The organism is Bifidobacterium subtile, from assembly GCF_000741775.1.
Classification (GTDB): domain Bacteria; phylum Actinomycetota; class Actinomycetes; order Actinomycetales; family Bifidobacteriaceae; genus Bifidobacterium; species Bifidobacterium subtile.
Map to the genome: position 1 here is coordinate 136,714 of NZ_JGZR01000006.1, position 19,744 is coordinate 156,457.

Here is a 19,744-nt window from a genome sequence, read left to right on the forward strand (position 1 = left end):
ATATATCTGCGCCCAAAGGCACAAATGATGCGGCATGTCGCATGCAGCACGCAGTCGTTCAGCAGTCCACTGGGCTTATGTGCCGCACGATGGCCTGGGATGCGGCGGCCTTCGCCCAGAGCTGCCAGTCGTGGTCAACGATGTCGAAACGCACCGGGGCGCATTGGCTGTGGCGGTAGTGGTTGATGCCGTCGCGCACGGAGTCGGTGCCGAGCTGGACGATGAACGCCGTTTCGCCGGCGACCATGATCTTGTCGGGCATGGCGAGGTTCGCGACGATGGCGATCAGCGTGCCCAGTCGAAAACAAGTGCGGCTGACCAAGCGCGTGGCCAGGGAAGCCCCGGAGCGCACATCGCGCTCGAAATCGGAGAATCTCGCCTCGTGGCCGATCATCTGCGAATATTCCTGCGCAATCGAATCGGTCGTCAGGCATTGCGCACACCCGACGTGGCCGGCGATGCACTGCGGGCCGTTCGGGTCGAGCGGAATATGCCCGGCCAATCCGTAGCTTTTGTCTGGGTAATCCACCGGGCTGCCGTGCACGGCCAGCGAATAGCCCACGCCAACGCCCATTGTGATGATGGCGAAGGCATTCAGCCCTACGCCCGGGCCGAACCAGCTGGCATCCACAAGCAGCGAGTCGATGTCATTGAACACGCCGGTCGGCAGCCCGGTCGCCGCGCTGACCATGGCGGCAAGATCGACGGGCTTCTCCCAATGCAGGAACGGCGAGAAGGTGACTATCGCATCGCCCTGCACGTGCCCGGCCAGCGCGACTCCCACTGCGGTCGGCGCGGCGAGTCCTTGTGCTGCAAGGTCTTGCGAGCATTCGGCCGTCAGCTCGCAGAGACAGGAGACCACGGATGCGGGACTCTGATCCGTGAGTGCGCGTTCGTGGCTTTCGATGAGGACGCGACTGTGCGCATTCACCGCCGTGGCGACCGCGGAATTGGTATGCACTTTGATGCCGATGAAGGTCTTGGCGTCGGCGCATACCGCCAGCGCTGTCTGCGGTCTGCCGCGGCGGCGTTCCGCGCCCGCCTTCGCTGCAAGACCTGCGGCTGCGCTCAACGTGGCCGACTTTGATGCGCCCGCCCCCAGCTCAGAAACTGAGGCCGGCTTTCCGCCGGACCCTTCCGCAGGCGGCAGCTCTTCGATCACGCCTTCATGGATCAGATCGCTGGTGATGCGAGAAAGCGCTCCCTGCGAAAGGCCGAGCATCTTGGCCAGGGTAGTGCGTGCCACGGGCCCGTATTTCAGGATGCTCGCGGCTACGCGGTAGGTGTACTGCGAGCCGGTGAACCATTGCGGTATCGGATGCGTTGCGGCCATCGGAATCTCCTCGCCATGTATCTTCTTTATCTGAACAACAAAATAGTCGAAATCGCGGATTTCCGTTATAGGCTCATAGTTCGCGGTGTCTGCGGGACCGTTGGCGCAGCACCGATGCCTCGCTTTATTTGCCAAGCTCATGTGGCACGCGGAGACTGGGAATGAAATCGGCCGCCATCTAGAGTGAGTACATATTTAGGCCACGGCGAGGAAGCCGCGGCCGCCAAGAGCAAAGGAGTCTATTCATGGACACGGATTCTCACCGGACTCGAGGATCGCTGCGTCGGATACTGGCCAGGACCGTAGGCGCGGCTTGCGCACTCGCCGTCGGCATCGGCTTAGCGGGATGCGGGTCCTCGAACGCCGGCCAAGTCACCTTGGATTTCTTCCAGTTCAAATTCGAAGCAAGCGACTGGTTCAACAAGGCCTCCCGCGATTTCGAGAAATCGCACCCGAATATTCGCATCAATGTGAACAACTCGCCGAACTCCAACCCCGATCTGCGCACACGACTGGTGAAGAACCGGACGCCGGACGTCATCACCATCAACGGCGACATCAACTTCGGCATGCTCGCGGAAGCAGGCGTATTCCACGATTTCACCGACGATCCGATCGTGAGCGAACTCAATCCCGGCATGGTCAAAATCGCCAAGGACCTGGTCCAGAGCACCGACCCCTCGCATAAGCGTTTGTACGGCATCCCCTTCGCGGGCAACGCCAGCGGCTACCTCATCAACGAGGACCTGTGGCGCAAGGCCGGACTCGATCCGAGCCATCCGCCGACTACATGGGATGAGTTCATCAACGCGCTCAAGACCTTTAAGCAGCAGAACATCACGCCGCTCGAAGCCAGTTACGGCGATCCGTGGACGCTGCAGGCGCCGTTGTCTTCGCTCAACTCGACGCTGGTGCCGGAAACCGAGTACGCCAAGCTCAGGGAAGGCACGGCCACGTTCGCCGATTTGTGGAAGCCGGTTTCGGGCAAGCTGGTTGAAATGTACCAGAACTACACCCAGACGAATCCGGGCGCGACCTACCAGCAGGCCACGCAGGACTTCGCCAACGGCAAGGCCGCGGTGCTTCCGCTCGGCACGTACGCCATACCGCAGGTCCGCCTGATCAACAAGAACATGAACATCCGCTTCGCGCAGATGCCGGCCACCAACAACCCCAAGGAGCAGATGCTCACGGCAGGCGATGATGTGATACTGACCATGGGCGCGGACACCAAGCACCCCAAGGAAGCGCGCGAATTCGTTGATTTCCTCATGCAGCGCGAGCGTCTGGAGGATTACTCCAAGATACAGTCGGCCTTCACGCCGCTCAAGGAGACTTACGTCGGCGATAGAGCGTTGCAGGGGGTCGTGCCGTTCTTCAAGGAAGCGCGACTGACCGATTTCTGCGACCATTACGTGCCGCCCAGCATCAATATCGCGGGCTTCCTGCAGACGCTGGTACAGAACGGCAATGTCGACCAGTTCACCGCGAGCATGCAGACCGAATACGACAAAGCGCAAGCGCGGAACTTCCGCTGATAAGGAGAGGGACAGAGACATCATGCAAACAGCACAAGCAGTTGCGCCAGCGGACAGTTCGCTCAGTGCGCAGAGCAAGCCAAAGAAGCCAAAGAAAATCAGCAAATTCTCCAAACGCAAGGTCGACAAGGCCTATTACTGGATGACGGTTCCGGCAGCGCTGCTGGTTGTGGCCTTCCTGTACTGGCCGTTCATCCAAGGCGCCGCCTACTCGTTCACCAATTCGCAAGGATACGGCGAATTCAAGTGGATCGGCTTCAAGAACTACGGCGCCATGTTCTCGGACAGCCGCGTGCGCAACGCCTACTTGTTCACGATTATCATCGCCCTCATCATCACCATCGGCACGAATCTGCTCGCGCTGCTGATTTCGGTGATGCTCAACGGCAAGATCGCCTTCAAGAACGGCTTCCGAGCCGTCTTCTTCATCCCCTTCACGCTGGCGATGCTGGTCATCGGCTACGTGTTCAAGTACCTGTTCATGGTGCCGATTCCCGCGCTTGGGCAGTCTTTGCACATCTCGTGGCTGTCGACCTCGATGCTGACGAATCCGCAGCTGGCCTGGTTCCCGATCGCGTTCCTGTCGATCTGGCAGGGCGTCGCCTACACCACGCTGATTTACCTGGCTGGCCTGCAGACCATCGACGCCGAACTGTATGAGGCTGCATCCATCGACGGCGTGAACACCTGGCAGCGCTTCTGGAGGATCACCTTCCCGCTGATCGGACCGTTCGTGACGATCAACATGGTGCTGAGCCTCAAGAACTCGCTCGGCATCTTCGATCAGATCGTCGCATTGACGAACGGCGGGCCGGATTCCAAGACCGAATCCGTCTCCTACCTCATCTTCACCAATGGACTGGGCAATGGCGAGTATTCGTATCAGATGGCGAACGCGGTCGTCTTCTTCATCGTCCTTGCCATCTTCGCCTTCGTCCAGTTGAACTTCTTCGGCAGCAAGGAAAAGGTCTGATCGGCCCGGCGGGATGCCGAGACAGTCGATACGACAGCCGATAAGACATAAGGAGCATGAACACATGAGCAATGCAGCAAGTTTGAATATTTCGCAATCGCAGGTTAAGGCGGCACCGGTTCCGACGCAGGTTCCGACGCCGCAGTACAGGAAGGATCATCGGGTCAACTGGTGGCTCACCGCCGTAGTAGCGGTCATGTCGCTGACGATTCTGGTGCCGCTGTATTTCACCGTCGTCACCGCGCTGAAGACCCCGGCCGAGGCGGGCACGTTCAGCCTGCCGAACAGTTGGCAGTGGCATAATTTCGCTGATGCGTGGACGCAGGTCAACTACCCCAAGGCCGCGCTGAACTCCGCGATCATCACCGTGGTGTCGGTGGTGCTGACGCTGCTGACCAACACCTTCGTGGCGTACGCGGTCGCCCGCAACATGGACAAGCGCTTCTTCCGCTTCCTGTACTACTTCTTCCTGGCGATGATGTTCGTGCCGTTCACGGTGATCATGCTGCCGATCGCCAAGGAGATGGGCGCGTTGCATCTCGACAATCTAGTGGGGCTGTTCCTGTTGTACATGATTCTGGGCGTCGGCTCGAACCTGTTCATCGCCATCGGCTTCATCCGCTCGATTCCCGAGTCGCTTGAGGAGGCCGCGCGCATCGACGGAGCCAGCACATGGGGCATCTTCTGGAAGATCATCTTCCCGCTGATGGGCCCGATCAACGCCACCATCGCGATTCTGACCGCGCTGTGGGCCTGGAACGACTTCCTGCTGCCGTTGATCATCCTCACCGACCGCAGCGCCCAGACCCTGCCGCTGGCCCAGTACGGTTTCCAGAACCAGTTCACCTCGAACTACCCGATGGCCTTCGCCAGTTACCTCATGGCTATGGCGCCAGTGTTGGTCGTCTACGTCTTCGCCCAAAAGTGGGTTATTAGTGGTGTGATGAGTGGCGCGGTAAAGTAAAGGACAGCGCAGTGCGCTGTCCGTTTACCGCGCCGAGCGGCCCACTAAGGGCCGCTCGGTAATATTGAGCCCCGCCAAAGGCGGGTCAATAATTGCAGGACGCAGTGAAATAAAGGGCAGCCCAACCCTAGGCCGAGCCGCATAACGGACTATGCATCATCTGCGACAGTTATGAGCGCTAAATGCCGCAAATGATGCGCATTACATGCAAAGTGTGGTTTGCGGCATACGGCGTCACCGAATTGCAGGACGCGGTGAAGTAAAAGACTGCGTCGCATCACATCGGCTCACCCTATAAACGTCACAACCCCCGTAATATCACGAGTATGCTGCGGGGCTTGTGACGTTTTTTGGCGTTCAATCGTCACAACCCCCGCATGATTACGAGGCTTGTGCGGGAATTGCGTCGTTTGAACGCCCTGAAACGACACAGGCCCCGCACAAGGCCCGGGAAACTGCGGGGATTGTGACGTCTGAGAGACAGGATCAATCGGCCGGACTAGAAGTCAGGCCGATTGTGCGGTTTTGTGGTGATTGCCGAGGTACTCGGCCACAGCCTTGCGTATCAGCGCTGACATGTTGATATGTTCTTCCCTTGCACCGGCAGCGGCCCAAGCATCGAGTTGTTCGGTGGTGCGGATGCGCCAGGTTTTCTTGGTGGTCTGACGCAGTTCTTGCCGGGGTCTTCCCGCGAAGATGGCGAGCAGGTCGTTGTCGGTCATGGCGGGAGCGTCTTCCTCCGCATACACGCTGCTTCCGGGGATCGGCGTGAGCATGCCGGCCTCGGCCTGGTCGGCCAAAGCATCGCTCCAATCGCGAATTTCGTCACGTTCCGTCTGCGTTCTAGTGATGTCGCTCATGATTATTCCTTTCCTTGCCGAAATCTGCCTAACGGCGTGCTCGAGTGAGGTAGCGCCCATACCGCCACACCTACCGCCGCAGTGCGCCGCGTTCGAGTTCGTCGAGCTGGGCGAAGCCGCGGTTGATGCGCTCGATTCGCCCTTCGGCAGCGGATTCGGTCTCGGTTCGACGCGCCTCGGCTTCGCCGCTGCGCTCGGCTGGCTGGCCATCGCCAAGCTCCTCAAAGCCGCTATCACCAAGCCCCTCACCCTCAAGCTCCACGAGCCCCGCAAACCTTCCGACCTCGCCATGCCCAGCCGTCTGCGCACGCGTGGCAACCGCATCGGCGAGTAGCGCGACGAGGCTGAATGCTGCGGTGAAACTGGTAAGAATATGGACGCTGACGTCGGCTTCCAGGAATATCGCGTCGCATGATTGCGCGGTGTGGCGCAGGGTGGAGTCGCCGATCATGATCATCGGCACGCCCTGCCTGTGCAGCTCCTGCGCAATCGTAGCGAAAGTCGACGTGCGTCGCCGCACGCCAAAGAGAATCGCCAGGTCCTGCCCGCCTAGATCTACGATTTCCTCGGCCAGGCTCTGCCCGGGCTGGGGCAGCATCGTCACATTCGAGCGCGACTGGATGAGCTGCTCGCGCAGATGCAGCGCCATAGGGTAGTTGTTGCGCAGGCCGAGAATCGCCACCGTTCGGGCGTCCAGAATATGCGCGGCAAGCGTGGCGATCTGGCCGTCCGATATCCGGTTGTAGGTGCGGTTGAGACTTTTGATGTCGCGGCCAAGCAGATCGTTCGCGAAGTTGCCTGATGCCGGATCGGGTGCGCCGACCTCGGGTGCGCCGGGCTGGTGGTAGCGACGCACGTCGCGCCGGAATTCCCGGGCGTTCTTATAGCCCAGCTTGCGAAAAAGCCTGCTGAGCGTCGGCTGCGAGACGTCGCTGAGCTGTGAAAGCTCGGCCGAATTGGATATCAGCGCATCGGTGAGATGCCCCAGAATGAAGTCCGCGGCTGCCTGCTCCGTGACGGTGAGCGAATCGTGGGACTGTCGAATGCGTTCGACGACATTCATGATGGACTCCCGCTTGTTCTGGTCTCGGTTTCTGGCTCGGCTTTCATAGTAGCGGGAGAAATTGTGCAGGAGCGGCAGAACAGCGAAGAGCACAGAAGAACGCATGCCGAAACATGCTGTTCATCATTTGGTAGAGAAAAAGTAATTTCAACATAGAACTTCTGAAACAAACATTTCACACGATGAGGGCGTCATGAAGTCGTCAGCAAGACGATATTCCGATGTGTCGCAATGGTGTGCGTTCCGGGCGGCAGCTCGGCAGACGTTCGTGTCGCATCGGTTCGGGCAATCGACAAGGAGAGCGACATGACTGCAAGCGTGGTAGAAGGAACAGGACCGGTGGCGGAAGGCGGCGCCGTAGGCGACTCGCCCGCCCCGAAAGAGAACGACAACGAAGTAATCATCAAGGACTCCTACGACGAGCGGCTGGCCAACGCCGACCTCGCCCCGCTGAAGAAGCAGAGCTGGTCGTGGTACAACATCTTCGCGTTCTGGATGTCCGATGTGCATTCCGTGGGCGGCTATGTGACCGCAGGAAGCCTGTTCGCGCTCGGCATCGCGAGCTGGCAGGTGCTCATCTCCCTGATCGTCGGCATCGTGATCGTGCAGCTGCTCGTGAATCTGGTCGCCAAGCCGAGCCAACGCCTGGGCATCCCCTTCCCGGTCACCACGCGCTTCGTCTTCGGCGTCAAGGGCGCCAACATCCCGGCGATCATCCGCGGCATCATCGCCGTGGCTTGGTACGGCGTGCAGACCTTCCTGGCCTCCGAATCGCTGGACATCATCTTCCTGAAGTTCATCCCGGCCTCGCATGCGCTGGCCACGGACTACTCCTTCCTCGGCCTTTCGGCGCTGGGCTGGATCTCCTACGGAGTGCTCTGGGTCACGCAGGCCACCGTCTTCTGGCGCGGCATGGACACGATCCGCAGCTTCATCGACTGGGCGGGCCCGCTCGTCTACGCCGTGATGTTCATCCTCGCGATCTACCTCGTCGTCAAGGCCGGCGGCCCGAGCCACATCAACCTCAACCTGTCGTCCGGTGCGCCGCTGAGCTTCGGCAAGTCCATTCCGGTCATGATCACCGCCGTGGCGCTCGTCGTGTCGTACTTCGCCGGCCCGATGCTCAACTTCGGTGATTTCTCGCGCTATGCAAACACTTATAAAAGCGTCAAGAAGGGCAACTTCTGGGGTCTTCCGGTGAACTTCCTCGTCTTCTCGCTGCTCACCGTCATCTGCGCCTCCGCCACTGTCCCGGTGTTCGGCGAGCTCATCACCGACCCGATCAAGACGGTCGAGCACATCGGCACGCCCTTCGCGGTGCTGCTGGGCGGCCTGACCTTCGTGACCGCGACGGTCGGCATCAACATCGTGGCGAACTTCGTCTCGCCGGCCTTCGACTTCTCGCACGTCAATCCGCAGAAGATCAGCTGGCGCATGGGCGGCATGATCGCCGCCGTCGGCTCGGTCATCATTACGCCGTGGAACTGGTACGCCAACGATCAGGCGATTCACTACACGCTGGATCTGCTCGGCTCGCTGATCGGCCCGCTGTTCGGCATTCTCATCGCCGGCTACTTCGTGGTCTCCAAGCAGCGCGTGCTGCTTGACGACATGTTCACGCTGAACCCGACCGGTCACTACTGGTACCGCAACGGCTTCAACCCGAACGCCTGGCTGGCTTTGGTGCTGGCCGGCATCCCCGGCATCGCCAGCGCCATCCTGCCGACGCCGCTCAAGCAGCTGGGCGTGGTCGACATCACTTGGATCGCGAACTACAGCTGGTTCATCGGCGCAGGTCTGGGCTATCTGTTCTTCGTGCTCCTCGAACGATACCGTCCGCAGATGCCGCACCTTGAGGCCAGCGAGCCGGGCGTGTACGACGGCACCATCGCGGACTAGGCAGTATCAGGTCTGCAAGAGCATAAGGCTGGTGTGCGGTGCGTACGGCGTTGACGACACGCTGTGCGCACCGCACGGCACCGTTTAAATAGCGGCATTCAGGCAGTGGCATTCGAACGCCGCCGTTCAACCAGTGGCATGTAAACAGCAGCGTTCACAAGGAGACGAATCGTGAAGATCAAGGTCATCAACCCCAACACCACGCTTTCGATGACACGTTCCATCGGCGAGGCGGCCCGCGCCGCCGTAAGCGAAGGGACCATCATCGAGGCCGTGAGCCCGAGTATGGGCCCGGTGTCGATCGAGGGTCATTATGACGAGGCGCTGGCCTCCGTCGGTGTGATTGACGAGGTGCGCAAAGGGGAAGCTGACGGCGTCGATGCCTACGTGCTCGCGTGCTTTGGCGATCCGGGGCTGATGGCGGCACGCGAGCTGGCGACCGGCCCGGTAATCGGCATCGCACAGGCGGCATTCCACGCCGCGAGCTTCGCCGGGCGCTCCTTCGCCATCGTCACCACGCTTGGCCGCACGCTCGGCCGCGCTCGGGATCTGGTGCTGGAATACGGCTTCGAGCGCCAATGCGTGGCCTATCGCGCCTGCGAGGTGCCGGTGCTCGGCCTCGAAAGCGACGAGGAAGGCTCTTACCAAGCCTTGGAAGCCGAATGCCTTGACGTGCTGGACAGCACGCATGCCGACGCGATTGTGCTCGGCTGCGCGGGCATGGCCAAGATGTGCGCACGGCTCAGCGACCGCCTGGGCGTGCCGGTCGTAGACGGCGTGGCGGCAGGCGCGGCCTTCGCCGAAAGCCTCGTGCGCATCGGCGTCGGCACATGCAAAACCGGCGAATTCGCCGCGCCGCTTCCCAAGCAAGTTGATGGTCTATTGGAAAGCTTCTCGGTATCGGAGTAAAATTAAATTTTCTTTGAGGTAACTTAAGAAAGAAAGATTTCATAACGAAGCAATACGCCGGGTCTGGCGCAGGTGGCATCAGCTGCATGCGCCGCCCGAGCCGAAAAGGAGTATTCCATGTCGCACACCATAGCGCCGCTGAACCCGCCGTACCGCCTGCTGATGGCACCGGGGCCGGTGAATGCCGACCCGCGCGTGCTGCAGGCCATGTCCAAGCCTACGGTCGGTCAGTTCGATCCCTACATGTTCAAGGTCATGGGCGAGGTGCAGGAAATGCTGCGCACGATCTTCAAGACCGAGAACAAGCAGACGATGGTGGTTGACGGCACGTCGCGCTCGGCCATCGAAGCGGCCTTCGTCTCCGTGCTGGCACCGGGCGACCCGGTGCTGGTGTGCTGCGCGGGGCGCTTCGGTCTGCTGCTCAAGGAGATCGCGGAGCGTTGCGGCGCGGATGTGCATGCCATCGAGAAGCCGTGGGGCGAGGTGTTCTCCATCGAGGAGATCACGCAGGCCATCGAAAGCGTCAAGCCCAAGCTCGTAGCGACCGTCCACGGCGACACCTCCACGACGATGCGCCAGCCGCTCGAAGGGCTGGGCGAGATATGCCACCGCAACGGTGCGCTGCTGTACACCGATTCCACGGCCTCGCTGCTCGGCAACGACCTGCGCGCCGATGAATGGGGCCTTGATATCGTGACCACCGGCATGCAGAAGTGCTTCGGCGGCCCCTCCGGCATGGCGCCGATAACCGTGTCCGACCGTGCGGTGGCTGTGATGGAGCAGCGCAAAAGCATCGAGGCGGGCGTCGCCGACTCTCAAGAGGAGATCAGCGGCTCGCGCATCCATAGCAACTACTTCGATCTGCCGCAGATCTTCGACTACTGGGGTCCGCGCCACCTCAACCACCACACCGAGGCCACGCATATGCTCTACGCCGTGCACGAGGCAAGCCGTCTCGTGGTCGAGGAGGGCATCGACGCCGTCATCGAGCGGCATTGGCTCAACGGCGCGGCTATGGCTGCGGCGGTGCAGGGCATGGGACTGTCGTTGTACGGCGACCAGGCCAACCGCATGAACGACGTCATCGGCGTGAAGATTCCCGCCAGCGCGGACGATGTGGCAGTGCGTGGGCAACTGCTGGGCGACTTCGGCGTGGAGATCGCGTCGTCCTTCGGCCCGCTCAAGGGCACCATCTGGCGCATCGGCGTGATGGGAGCCAACGCCCGTAAGGACGCGGTGCTCACTGCGGCGGCGGCGCTCGGCTCCGTGCTGGAACGCCAAGGCGTGGCGGTGAGCACGGAGAAGGGCATCGAGGCGGCGCTGGCGGTCTACGGAGCATGACAGAGCATGAAACGCAGACCGGCAAACCGCGCAGCTCGGTGAACAACGCTGGGGACAAGGCATTTGGCAACAACAATCAACGGGCATGAAAGAAAGCCGGGAATGGATATGAGTGAAGCAACATCGCAAGACGCTGTAGCGTCGGACGCGCAGCCGGTCTTCGCGCCGTGGGCGCTTGACGCCGCGCAGGAGATCATGGATCGCTGCGACAAGCTGGCGGAATTCAGCGATATGGAAGGCGGCATCGAGCGCACCTATCTCTCGCCCGAGATGGACCAGGTCTACACGCTGGTCGGCGAGTGGATGCGTAGCGCAGGCCTGACCGTGCACCGCGATCCAGCCGGCAATCTCATCGGCCACGTCGAGGGCCGCACGCCCGGCCTGCCCGCGCTGATTCTGGGCTCGCACCTGGATACCGTGCCGGACGCCGGCAAATACGACGGCATTCTCGGCGTGATCACCGGGCTTGCCGTCGCCAAGCAGCTCATCGCCAGCGGCGAGGCCGCCAAGCTGCCCTTCTCCCTGGACGTTGTCGCCTTCGGCGATGAGGAAGGCGTGCGTTACGGCGCCACGCTGCTGGGCTCCTATGCGCTCGCCGGAAAGTGGAAGGACGAGTGGCTGCAGCTGCGCGACAAGAACGGCATGAGCATGAGCGAGGCCTTCACCTCGTTCGGCCTCGACCCAAGCAAGGTGCGTGACGCGGCGTATACGCGCGAGCAGGCGGTTGGCTATCTCGAATTCCATATCGAGCAGGGGCCGATTCTCGAGCAGCGCGACCGTGCGCTCTCCTCGGTGAGCTCCATCGCCGCCGCTTCGCGCTATGTGGTCAGCGTCGACGGCGAATCGCGGCATATCGCCACGCCTTACGACCTGCGCAAGGACGCGCTCACCTCCGCCGCCGAAATGATCGAAGCCATCGACCGCATCAGCCAGGCGGCCGGGACGCGGGCCAACGTAGGCGGCCTGTCCACGCTGCCGGGCGGGGTCAACGTGATCGCGTCCAACGCCACCTTCACTCTGGATCTGCGCGCGGGCACCAACGAGCTGCGTGACGAGGTCTACGGGCGCATATGGCAGGCCTTCGACGAGGTCGCTGCCAAGCGCGGCGTGAGCTACAGCAAGCGGTGCATCCACACCGCCGATGCGATGATCTGCGACGAATTCCTGCGCGGCTGCATCGAACAGGGCATCGTAGAGGCGGAGCAGAAGGAAGCGTTCGGGCTCATCAGCTACCCGGGGCATGACGGCATGGCCGTCGGCGAGCTGCTGCCCATCGCCATGCTCTACGTGCGCTGCAAGGGTGGCATCAGCCACAATCCGGGCGAATCGGTGCGTCTCGACGATGTCGCGTACGGCGCCGATGCCTTCTCGCGTGCGGTGTTGGCCGTGGCCCGCGCGCAGGAAGCCAAGGAGTAGGCATAGCCGCTAGTCGCTCCAGTCCCAGCAGCCACGCGATAGCCGCATAGCCGCATAACTGTCAATATCCCTGCCGACACACGCCGACACCACGTAACCAGCATCAAGCACAATCAGTGTCAAGCACAACAGTGCCAAGCAATGGAGGAAACAAGATGAATTCACCACAGGACATTTCATTACACGGTTTTTCGTCACATCGTGTCTCGTCACAGAGTGTCTCATCGTTCAGCAGCGCCGCGGGCTCTGGCAGCGCTTCTCCGGAAAGCTACGATCTGATCATCCGTGGTCGCGTGCTCGCGCAGGGCTCGATAGCACCCCGCGTGGTGGCGGTGAGCGACGGCATCATCGCCAAGGTCTGGGACGATCCGCAGGAGGCCACTGCCGTTGCTGCTGCCGCGTCCGCTGCGCAGACCATCGATCTGGCTGACGAAGCGGTGCTGATTCCCGGCATCGTGGACACGCATGTGCATATCAACGAGCCGGGCCGCACCGAATGGGAGGGCTTCGACTATGCCACGCGGGCGGCTGCGGCCGGCGGCGTGACAACAGTTATCGACATGCCGCTCAACAGCAACCCGCCCACGATGACCGTCGAGGCGCTGAACATCAAGCTCGATGCCGCACGCAACAAGGCCTACACCGAGCTGGGCTTCTGGGGCGGCGTGGATTCCAGCAACATCGGCCACCTGAAACCGCTCTGGGACGCGGGCGTGTTCGGCTTCAAATGCTTCCTTTCGCCCAGCGGCGTCGATGAATACGGCTCGCTGCGCTACGACCAGGTGCGCACCGTGATGGAGGAGATCAAATCCTTCGGCGGCACGCTGATCATTCATTCCGAAGACCCCGACGAGCTGACGGCCCACGCCGGCCATATCGACCAGACCTATCGCAGCTTCGTGGATTCACGGCCCGGGTCGAGCGAGGCCGACGCCGTCGCGCAGATCGCGAAGCTCGTGGCCGAAACCGGCTGCCGCACGCATATCCTGCACGTATCTAGCGGCCAGACGGTCGGCGTTATCGCGGATGCCAAGAAGAGTGGGCTGCCGCTGAGCGCCGAGACCTGCCCGCATTACCTGACCTTGGATTGCAACCATATTCCCGACGGCGACACGGCGTTCAAATGCTGCCCGCCGATTCGCGACAAGCACGAGCAGGACCAGCTCTGGCAAGGGCTCGCGGACGGCGTGCTCGACATCGTGGTGACCGACCATTCCCCGACGACCGCGCAGATGAAGTCCGGTCCGCTGGCCACGGCGTGGGGCGGCGTCTCAAGCCTGCAGGTCGGCTTCCGCGCGGTGCTCACCGAGGCGAAGCGTCGCGGCTTCGCACTCCCGGATGTGGTGCGGTGGATGAGCGCCGGCAGCGCGCAATTTGTTGGTCTGAACGACCGTGGCGAGATCGCGCCGGGCAAGCGCGCCGACTTGGTGGTGCTGCGCCCCGATGAAAGCTTCACGGTGCATGCGAGTGAGTTGCTCAGCCGCAATCCGATCAGCGCCTTCGACGGGGCGACGCTCGACGGTATAGTAGGGCGCGTGCTGATCGGCGGGGTCGAACCCGCCGCCAGGCCGAGCAATCTCATCACTCGGCCGTAGCTTGGCCGCCGCATGTGGGCAGAATCGTGCCGGCAGCGAGCTGAAACAACGCCACATGGCACACGGATAGGAAGCAAGGCATGACGCGGATACTGCAACCCTCGACAGACGTACCGCAAGGTGCGAACTACATCAGCTCTGTGCCGGAGCATGTGCTGTGGGGGCGGCTGCCCGCGCGGCATGATGCCTTCATCGGCAGCGTTGCGCCGGGCGGCGACATCGTCATCGACACCGTGAGCCACGAGGGGCTGCTGCCTGATCAGGGCAGCGACCCGGTGCGCTACTTCGGCGGCTGCGGCGTGCCGCGCGAGGAAGTCCTCGATGACGCGGTGGCGATTGTCGCGGCGAATCAGCGCGACGCGGTCCACGACGGCCCGCACGTGGTGACCGGCCCGATCGAAGTGCCCGGTGCCCACCCGGGCGATTTGCTTGCCATAAGCGTCTCCCGGCTGGACAGGCGTGTGCCCTATGGCGTGATTTCCACACGTCATGCGCGCGGCGTGCTCGCCAATGTGGAGGGCTTCGACGGCAATTACGGGCAGTTCTGCCGGGCGAACGGCGACCGCGCCGAATTCGCGCTCGACAATGGCGGGAAGATCTCGTTCCCGATGCGGCCATTCCTCGGCATCATGGGCGTGACAGTCGATTCGGACGAGCGGCCCAATTCGATTCCGCCCGCCGAGTACGGCGGCAATATTGACCTCAATGAGCTGACCGAAGGCGCGACGCTCTTCCTGCCCGTGCAGATCGAAGGCGCGGGGCTGTATATCGGTGACCCGCATTTCGCCCAAGGCAACGGCGAAGTCGCCCTGACTGCACTGGAAGCCTCGCTGCGCGCCGAGCTGCATATCGACGTGGTGCCGGCTGCCGAGCGACGCGAGCTGTTCGGCGATAACGAGAAGCCCTTTGCTTATGCACATGACCGGATCATCCCGATGGGCATGGATGAGGATATCGACGTAGCGCTGCGCGAAAGCGTGCGCAACGCGATTGAAATTATCTCCCACTTATTCGCGGTCCCGGAGCATCAGGCCTATCTGCTGCTGTCTGCGGCAGCGGACTTCGACGTGACCCAGGCGGTGGATCTCGTCGCCGGGGCGCATGGGCTTATCGACACTTCGCTGTTCAAGCGCAGCACCGGCTATGAGAAGGCTACGGCTTTCCTTGCGAAATTCGCAGATCATTCGCTGCAGGACGCACTGGAAGCGTACGAATCGGCTTTGATGAGCGACGACGTGGCGACCATGAGCGAACTTTTCGCGCGGGACCCTGACGGCGTCCCCGTGGTGCGCACCGATTCGGCGGGCATGCTCGCCGGGCATGACGCCATCACGGCGTTCCGCTCCAAGCGCGGCGGCGCTCCATCCCGCACGCTGACCCGGCGCGTCTCGCGCATGCTGGGCAAGGATGCGGCAGGCGTGGTGTCCGAATTCCGCAAGGATGCGGGCGGAACCGTCAACCAGACCCAGCTGTGGCAGCGCATCAGCGGCCGCTGGCGCATCGTGGACGCGCACCTGACCTACCCGGCCCCGGCGATTGACGCGCGTATCTGGCGCGTGGTCGGTGTGCCGCTCGTGCCGCCGGTAGTTTCCAAGGATGATACGGCTTCCAGTTCCGTAGTCGCCAGCCCCTTGCAAGGCATGCGCGTCGCGGTCAAGGACCTCTTCGCCGTGCGCGGTTTCGCCATCGGCGCGGGCAATCCGGACTATCTGGCCGAAGCACCAATCGAATCGGCCAATGCGCCGGCGTTGCAACGGCTGCTCGAAGCCGGTGCTGCGGTGCAGGGCATCGCGCAAAGCGACGAATTCGCGTATTCCTTGGCCGGCGCGAACGTCCACTACGGCACGCCGCCCAACCCCCGGGCGCAGGGCCGCATCAGCGGCGGGTCGACCTCCGGCCCCGCGTCGGCCGTCGCCTGCGGGCAGGTTGAGATTGGACTCGGGACCGACACGGCCGGCTCGATTCGCATTCCGGCGTCGTACCAAGGCTTGTGGGGCATCCGCACCACGCATGATCGTGTCACGCGCGAAGGCGTCTATCCGCTTTCCGAGTCCTTCGACACCGTAGGCGTGCTCACCCGTGACGGGCAGACCTTGGCGCTCGCAGCCCATGCGCTGATGCCGGAGGCCGACACGGTGGCGCTGGACGGCAGCCTTGCCGTATGTCCTGCGTTGGATGAGTGCGTGCAGCCAGACGTACAGTCGGCGTTTACGCAATTCCGCACGGCGGCCAGCGCAACGTTGTCCACTTCGCCAATTGCGTTCACTCCGCAGCTGCTTGACGATTGGCTTGATATCTTCGCGACCGTGCGCGGCTTCGAGGCGTGGCGCATCGATGGCGCATGGGTGTCGAAGCATTGGGATTCGCTCGCGCCCGAGGTCGCAGCCCGCTTCGAGCACGACTCGCATATCACCGCCGAACAGTACGACGCAGCGTGCCAGCGACTGCAGGAGGCCCGGGCATTCATCCGCGCCGAACTCGGCAGTCGCGTGCTGCTCATCCCCTCGGCCTCCTCGGTCGCGCCGCTCGCCAACCCCGGCGCGGACGGCCTCGCCGCCATCGAGCAGGCCCGTGCGCAGACGCTGCGACTGACCGGCATCGCCGGAGTCGGCGGCCTGCCAGCCGTCAGCGTGCCCTGCGAAACCGCCGACGGCCTGCCCTGCGGCGCATGCCTGGTCGGCCCCGCAGGCACCGATCACGCCCTGATCGCCCTCGCCGCTCAGCTCGCCGAGGTCCACTAGGCTAGATCGGAGAATATCGGCTCGACGCGCAGATTGGCCTTTCTGAGATCCGTCATCAGGGCGTCACGCATAACTTCGGGCAATCCGGCATAGGCCTGTGCAGCGTGGGAGAGTACACGGCCGGCGGTTGTGCGAGCGATTTCTTCCATGCGGTCGGGATCGAGTCCATTGTCTTCGGCGAGTCTGCGCCAGTGATGAGGAGTCGTCTGCGCGGCTCCTGTGGCTCCGCCAATGCGCATGGGAAGCTCTCTGCTGACATATGGCCAGTACGTGGTGGTCAACACGTCATACATGGGGGCTAGGGAGATGCCAGACGGACGGAGAAGAATCGAGTAGTTCTTCGCATGCGCGTCCACATTGCCGATGCTCACGTTGAGAGCGAGCTGGCCTACCCAGGCGTATGACAATGTGTCGGAGGGGTCGGCCGCGTGCAAGGTCCGCAGCACATCCTTCGCCTTGACATGGTATTTGTCGCTGGTTTTCATACCAAGTGCCTGAAGCATATCCTCAGCGTGAACGCGGACTATCCGTCCATCCTCATTTTCCGCTCGATCGAAGCGCTCGGTTGCGTATACCCGTTCGCCCTCGAAATCAAGGATGCCGGAAGCCGCAGCATTTTCTCCCGTCATTCGTGCGAGTTGCATGGACGCCGCTTCGACAGCGATGGAGCCGGGAGCGCGGGAAAGTTCGGGCTTCAGGATATGCGTAGAGGGATTTGCGGCGTTTGGCCATGCCCAACCGCCCTCGATTCGTGAGAGCGTAAACTTGGGCTGTTCGCCCGCCAGTGAAAATCGCGCATGCGGATTGTTTGCCCACCATGACTCGGGAGCGTGCTGCAGCGTTTCGATGCGTGCGCGAATGTCGTCCATCGTCGCAAGGACGATCTCGGGTATTTCATCCGGACGAGCGTCCTCACACGAGAAGACAAGCCCGCCCGAAGCATCGGCCCCATCGAGCAGGCTGAACGAATCCGTGCCCGATGCCCCAGTGGCGCGCATCATAGTTGTTCTCATACTCTGGCGTTCGGGAAGAAGGTTATCGAGGAAACGTCCTGGGGCGTGGCGGCTCCAGCTTCCATCGCGCGGCAGCGAAAGACTGATGGGGTAATCCGGAGCATCTGCATGGTAACGGAATGCGACTTCGCCATCCGCATTCTCAATGAAAGTTCCGACCGGGCGGCCTTCCATCCAGGCATGTAATTCTCGCATGGCGATTATCCTCTTGTAAAGTAATCGGCCGGATACTTCCGTATGGACAGCCCCAATGACTGGGCCATGCGCAGCATGTCTTTCAGCGGCACGTGTCCATCATCGAGCATGCGGCGAACCGTCGCATCGTCCGTCTGCGATTCGCAGGCAAGTCGTGCGATATCCCAGCCTTTGCTTCTCAGCGTCTCACGGAAAGCTTGGGCGACTTCGGCGGCAGTGTCGCGAAAGACAATGTGCTCATACGGGGCGATGAGATAATGTGCCAGTGCGTAGCGTCCCCACGGTGTTGAATCCGTGGGGACCGTCATGCGCAGCTGTTCAGGTATGTCATACTTCGCGGTCATACTGCGCCTCCTGCCGTACTGTTATGCCATATGTTCTGCGTGCCTCCATGTTATCCGATAAATTAGCGCACGGAGAGATGCAAACTGTATCTATCCCTGGAACGAATGCATCCATTTTCACAAATCTGCTTTCAGGAATGTTGCCGGTTCTACCGGCCGGATTCGTGCGTTTACTCCGTTCGAAACACGCGAATCCGACCAGTTCAGGCTTTGGCCAGTTTGGCTCCGGGAATACGTGCCCATGTTCCCAGCTGCTACTTCGCCGCTACTACTCTTCCGCCCGCCACGGCCCTGTAGTCGACCCGGGCTCGAGCGTCACGGGAACAGTGGTGTGTGGCTCAGCTAAAGGCCTGCCGGCGATAAGGTCCAAGGTTTTGCAGGCGGCAAGACGACCGATTTCACGGGCGGGCTGGGCCATAGTGCTCAACCCGAAAGTGGCGGCCACGTCGGCGCCGTCGAATCCGAAGACGGACATCTCGTCCGGTATGCGGATGCCGGCCGTGCGCAGCTCGTGCATCACGCTGACCGCATGGTGATCCGACCACACACATAGGGCCGTCGGACGCTCGGGGAGCGCGAGAAGCTCGGCGATGATCTGCTTGACGGAGCGGGGGGAGCCTGGATCAATGAAGAACATGCCGCAGTTCGCCAGTCCCAGCGAGGCGATTTCATCGTTGTAGCCGCGTGCACGGGCATCGAAGCCCCATTGCGCGCCGACGAGCGGATCGATGCGGCCGATATAGCAGAAGCGTCGATGGCCCAGCGCGGCCAGATAGCGCACGATGGTCGCCTCTGCAGCCTCGTCGTCGACGGCGACCGAAGCCTGGCACCAGCCGGTATAGGGCGAGTTGACCGAGACGATGGGTATGTCCATGGTAGACAGCGTCTCAGCCTCCTCGTCAGTGGCGGAGAAGCCGGAGACGATAAGCGCGTCCGCATTGCGGTTGGCGGGCAAGTTGGCGAAGAAAACGGCGCGTTCTTCGGCGCTGCCGGCGCGATAGATGGTCAGATCGTATCGGTTGCGGCTGAGCACGTCATAGATTCCATCAAACAGCTCGCCCATGAACCATCCGGCCATGCGCTCGCGCGACAGCAGAGCGATGCGGTTAGTGCAGCCGCTGGCCAGCGCCGAAGCCGATTTCGAGGCGGTGTAGCTGAGGTCCTTGGCCGCTTTGAGCACTTTCTCCCGTGTGGCCTCGGCGACATGCTCCTTGCCGCGCAGCGCACGGGAGACCGTGAACGTGGATACGCCGGCGGCTTTTGCTACGTCGTCGATGGTGGCCCTTGCCATATATGCTCCCGTGCCGGTGTACCGTTATTATCGATTGTCTTTCGCCATGATATAGCCGATTCGTGCCGATGCATGGCATGGCCGATTATATGCGGCCTGTCCGCGGCTTGTCTGCACGAGGCGACCAGATAGGCAGAAACTAAGCATAAGCGCTGATGAATATTGCGAAACAGCAAAGTATGTCATAATCATGAGCGGCCATATCGGGCAAGTCTAACAGTGGCGAATAACCATAAATTCAATGGATAAATGGCGACATCGCAAGGATT

General features: G+C 61.9%; 15 protein-coding genes. 9 read left to right on the top strand and 6 right to left on the bottom strand.

The genetic code is table 11. The features are described 5' to 3' along the window. Positions 1-58: 58 nt before the first annotated feature. A complete protein-coding gene (locus BISU_RS05115; RefSeq protein WP_024464419.1) occupies positions 59-1,333 on the bottom strand; it encodes an ROK family transcriptional regulator in 1,275 nt (424 codons plus the stop codon). A 245-nt stretch (positions 1,334-1,578) separates the two neighbouring features. Here BISU_RS05115 and BISU_RS05120 point away from each other — a divergent pair, with 245 nt between their 5' ends. From BISU_RS05120 to BISU_RS05130, 3 genes are all read left to right on the top strand, one after another. Next, on the top strand, positions 1,579-2,871 hold the full coding sequence (locus BISU_RS05120) for an ABC transporter substrate-binding protein (protein WP_024464418.1): 1,293 nt from the start codon (positions 1,579-1,581) through the stop codon (positions 2,869-2,871). A gap of 22 nt (positions 2,872-2,893) precedes the next feature. Next, positions 2,894-3,844 carry a carbohydrate ABC transporter permease gene (locus BISU_RS05125; protein ID WP_024464417.1) on the top strand — a complete coding sequence of 317 codons (951 nt, stop codon included), beginning with the start codon at positions 2,894-2,896 and terminating at the stop codon, positions 3,842-3,844. 64 nt (positions 3,845-3,908) lie between these two features. Beyond that, a complete protein-coding gene (locus tag BISU_RS05130) occupies positions 3,909-4,808 on the top strand; it encodes a carbohydrate ABC transporter permease (RefSeq protein ID WP_024464416.1) in 900 nt (299 codons plus the stop codon). A gap of 506 nt (positions 4,809-5,314) precedes the next feature. Here BISU_RS05130 and BISU_RS05135 read toward each other — a convergent pair. Continuing rightward, positions 5,315-5,668, bottom strand: a complete 354-nt coding sequence (locus BISU_RS05135) for a hypothetical protein (protein ID WP_024464415.1) — start codon at positions 5,666-5,668, stop codon at positions 5,315-5,317. Positions 5,669-5,738: 70 nt separating this feature from the next. Continuing rightward, positions 5,739-6,836, bottom strand: coding sequence for a MurR/RpiR family transcriptional regulator (locus tag BISU_RS05140; protein ID WP_024464414.1), 1,098 nt, complete (start codon positions 6,834-6,836; stop codon positions 5,739-5,741). Between the two features lie 201 nt (positions 6,837-7,037). Here BISU_RS05140 and BISU_RS05145 point away from each other — a divergent pair, with 201 nt between their 5' ends. The 6 genes from BISU_RS05145 (at position 7,038) to BISU_RS12925 (ending at position 16,632) form a co-directional block, all read left to right on the top strand. Further along, the gene (locus BISU_RS05145; protein WP_024464413.1) at positions 7,038-8,630 is read left to right on the top strand and encodes an NCS1 family nucleobase:cation symporter-1; all 1,593 of its coding nucleotides are present in this window, start codon (positions 7,038-7,040) and stop codon (positions 8,628-8,630) included. 171 nt (positions 8,631-8,801) lie between these two features. Then, positions 8,802-9,539: an aspartate/glutamate racemase family protein gene (locus tag BISU_RS05150; RefSeq protein WP_024464412.1), complete on the top strand. Its 738-nt coding sequence runs from the start codon at positions 8,802-8,804 to the stop codon at positions 9,537-9,539. A gap of 117 nt (positions 9,540-9,656) precedes the next feature. Then, complete coding sequence (locus BISU_RS05155) at positions 9,657-10,880, top strand: pyridoxal-phosphate-dependent aminotransferase family protein (protein WP_024464411.1); 1,224 nt, start codon at positions 9,657-9,659, stop codon at positions 10,878-10,880. Between the two features lie 108 nt (positions 10,881-10,988). Continuing rightward, positions 10,989-12,296, top strand: a complete 1,308-nt coding sequence (locus BISU_RS05160; protein WP_161787758.1) for a Zn-dependent hydrolase — start codon at positions 10,989-10,991, stop codon at positions 12,294-12,296. Between the two features lie 155 nt (positions 12,297-12,451). Next, entirely contained in the window at positions 12,452-13,891 is a 1,440-nt protein-coding gene (gene allB, locus BISU_RS05165; protein WP_024464409.1) for an allantoinase AllB, read from the top strand. An 80-nt stretch (positions 13,892-13,971) separates the two neighbouring features. Continuing rightward, complete coding sequence (locus tag BISU_RS12925) at positions 13,972-16,632, top strand: AtzH-like domain-containing protein (protein ID WP_024464408.1); 2,661 nt, start codon at positions 13,972-13,974, stop codon at positions 16,630-16,632. Here the strand turns inward: BISU_RS12925 and BISU_RS05175 are convergent. The 3 genes from BISU_RS05175 to BISU_RS05185 all read right to left on the bottom strand — a co-directional run bounded on the left by BISU_RS05175 (position 16,629) and on the right by BISU_RS05185 (position 19,475). Beyond that, entirely contained in the window at positions 16,629-17,840 is a 1,212-nt protein-coding gene (locus BISU_RS05175; RefSeq protein WP_024464407.1) for a HipA domain-containing protein, read from the bottom strand. The two genes, BISU_RS12925 and BISU_RS05175, sit on opposite strands and share 4 nt — an antisense overlap. 5 nt (positions 17,841-17,845) lie before the next feature. After that, positions 17,846-18,184: a hypothetical protein gene (locus BISU_RS05180; protein WP_024464406.1), complete on the bottom strand. Its 339-nt coding sequence runs from the start codon at positions 18,182-18,184 to the stop codon at positions 17,846-17,848. 268 nt (positions 18,185-18,452) lie between these two features. Then, positions 18,453-19,475, bottom strand: a complete 1,023-nt coding sequence (locus tag BISU_RS05185) for a LacI family DNA-binding transcriptional regulator (RefSeq protein ID WP_024464405.1) — start codon at positions 19,473-19,475, stop codon at positions 18,453-18,455. Between the last annotated feature and the right edge of the window lie 269 nt (positions 19,476-19,744).

What these genes read in the sequence shown, in the direction of transcription:
- BISU_RS05115 (WP_024464419.1), bottom strand. Translation starts at nt 1,333, where the DNA reads ATGGCCGCAACGCATCCGATACCGCAATGGTTCACCGGCTCGCAGTAC.
- BISU_RS05120 (WP_024464418.1), top strand. Translation starts at nt 1,579, where the DNA reads ATGGACACGGATTCTCACCGGACTCGAGGATCGCTGCGTCGGATACTG.
- BISU_RS05125 (WP_024464417.1), top strand. Translation starts at nt 2,894, where the DNA reads ATGCAAACAGCACAAGCAGTTGCGCCAGCGGACAGTTCGCTCAGTGCG.
- BISU_RS05130 (WP_024464416.1), top strand. Translation starts at nt 3,909, where the DNA reads ATGAGCAATGCAGCAAGTTTGAATATTTCGCAATCGCAGGTTAAGGCG.
- BISU_RS05135 (WP_024464415.1), bottom strand. Translation starts at nt 5,668, where the DNA reads ATGAGCGACATCACTAGAACGCAGACGGAACGTGACGAAATTCGCGAT.
- BISU_RS05140 (WP_024464414.1), bottom strand. Translation starts at nt 6,836, where the DNA reads ATGCGTTCTTCTGTGCTCTTCGCTGTTCTGCCGCTCCTGCACAATTTC.
- BISU_RS05145 (WP_024464413.1), top strand. Translation starts at nt 7,038, where the DNA reads ATGACTGCAAGCGTGGTAGAAGGAACAGGACCGGTGGCGGAAGGCGGC.
- BISU_RS05155 (WP_024464411.1), top strand. Translation starts at nt 9,657, where the DNA reads ATGTCGCACACCATAGCGCCGCTGAACCCGCCGTACCGCCTGCTGATG.
- BISU_RS05160 (WP_161787758.1), top strand. Translation starts at nt 10,989, where the DNA reads ATGAGTGAAGCAACATCGCAAGACGCTGTAGCGTCGGACGCGCAGCCG.
- allB (WP_024464409.1), top strand. Translation starts at nt 12,452, where the DNA reads ATGAATTCACCACAGGACATTTCATTACACGGTTTTTCGTCACATCGT.
- BISU_RS12925 (WP_024464408.1), top strand. Translation starts at nt 13,972, where the DNA reads ATGACGCGGATACTGCAACCCTCGACAGACGTACCGCAAGGTGCGAAC.
- BISU_RS05175 (WP_024464407.1), bottom strand. Translation starts at nt 17,840, where the DNA reads ATGCGAGAATTACATGCCTGGATGGAAGGCCGCCCGGTCGGAACTTTC.
- BISU_RS05180 (WP_024464406.1), bottom strand. Translation starts at nt 18,184, where the DNA reads ATGACCGCGAAGTATGACATACCTGAACAGCTGCGCATGACGGTCCCC.
- BISU_RS05185 (WP_024464405.1), bottom strand. Translation starts at nt 19,475, where the DNA reads ATGGCAAGGGCCACCATCGACGACGTAGCAAAAGCCGCCGGCGTATCC.